General features: G+C 65.8%; 1 protein-coding gene. It reads right to left on the bottom strand.

Annotated elements, in window-relative coordinates; genetic code table 11:
- On the bottom strand, positions 1–1058 hold a 1058-nt coding region (locus tag ACK6AU_RS31995; RefSeq protein WP_409303772.1), incomplete at its 3' end, for a polyketide synthase.
- Positions 1059–1080: the final 22 nt, after the last annotated feature.

Raw genomic sequence — 1080 nt, forward strand, 5'->3', positions numbered from 1 at the left:
GCCTTGATCAAGCCGGCGATGCCGGCGCCCGCTTCCAGGTGGCCGATATTGGGCTTGACCGAGCCCACCAGGCATTTCTCGCCGCCGCTGCGCGTGCTGCCGAACACCCGGGAAATCGCCGTCAGCTCGGCCTTGTCCCCCAGGCGGGTGCCGGTGCCATGGGCCTCCACGTACTGCACCGAGGCACAGGGAATATCGGCCTGGCGATAGACTTGGCGCAGCATCAGCTCCTGGGCCTCGCCGTTGGGCGCCATCATCCCGGCGCTGTGGCCGTCCTGGAACACCCCCGAACCCCGGACCAGGGCCAGTATCCGGTCCTGGTCACGCAATGCATCGTCCAGGCGCTTGAGGACCAGCACCCCCGCTCCTTCCCCGCGGCCATAACCGTCGGCAGCGCTATCGAAGGATTTGCAGCGACCATCGGCCGCCGTGGCGCCCGAAGCATCCAGCGCCAGACTCAAACCGGGGAATGTCATCAGGTTCACCGCCGCCACCAGGGCCAGCCCGGTACTGCCATCGCGCAGGCTCTGGCAGGCCAGGTGCAGCGCCGTGAGCGAGCCGGCACAGGCGGTGTCGACCACCAGACTGGGGCCGTGAAGGTCGAGGATGTAGGACACCCGGTTGGCGATGCCGAACAACATCCCGCCGTTGACCACCCAGGGCTCGATATGACTCAGGTCGGCCAGCATCCGGTGCCCGTAGTCGAACGAATTGGCGGCGGCGAATACCCCCGCCTCGCTGCCCTTGATCATCAATGGTGGGATGCCGGCGTGCTCGAGCGCCTCCCAGGCCAGTTCCAGGATCATCCGCTGCTGCGGGTCCAGGGACTGCGCCTCGCGGGCAGAAATACCGAAGAATCCCGGATCGAAATGATCGATCCGCTCCATGAAGCATCCACGGCGCGTGGCCTTCTTCAGCGCCGCCGCCACTTCGGGACTGCTGTTCTCATAATCGGCCCAGCGGTCGCCGGGCAAGTCACCGACCGCACAGCGGCCTTGAACCAGAAAGTCCCAATAACTCTCCAGGCTGGAAAGTTGCGGTGCGAAGCGACAGCTCATTCCGACAATCGCGATGGGCTGC

Source organism: Pseudomonas sp. KCJK8993 (genome assembly GCF_046230915.1).
Taxonomy (GTDB): domain Bacteria; phylum Pseudomonadota; class Gammaproteobacteria; order Pseudomonadales; family Pseudomonadaceae; genus Aquipseudomonas; species Aquipseudomonas piscis.